The sequence below is a fragment of the Sphingomonas sp. 10B4 genome (genome assembly GCF_035019905.1).
Classification (GTDB): Bacteria; Pseudomonadota; Alphaproteobacteria; order Sphingomonadales; family Sphingomonadaceae; genus Sphingomonas; species Sphingomonas glacialis.
This window is the reverse complement of record NZ_JASJVC010000306.1, coordinates 1-273: the sequence shown is the minus strand read 5'-3', so window position 1 is coordinate 273 and position 273 is coordinate 1. Positions and strand designations below refer to the sequence as shown.

General features: G+C 56.4%; 1 protein-coding gene. It reads right to left on the bottom strand.

The features are described 5' to 3' along the window. A partial coding sequence (locus tag QN347_RS19910) for a B12-binding domain-containing protein (protein WP_323494416.1) occupies positions 1 to 273 on the bottom strand: 273 nt, incomplete at both ends.

Sequence of the window (273 nt, the reverse complement as noted above, 5' to 3'; positions counted from 1 at the left end):
ATGCACATCACCCTTGACCGTGGCGATGACGATCTTACCCTTGGCCTTGGTATCACCACTGCGGCGTTTTTCTTCTTCGATGAACGGCACCAGATGGGCCACCGCCTGCTTCATCACACGCGCTGATTTCACCACCTGCGGCAGAAACATCTTGCCCTGTCCGAACAGATCACCGACGATATTCATGCCATCCATCAGCGGACCTTCGATCACCTGTATCGGCCGACCGCCCTGCCCCATGATTTCTTGGCGCGCTTCTTCGGTATCCTCGAC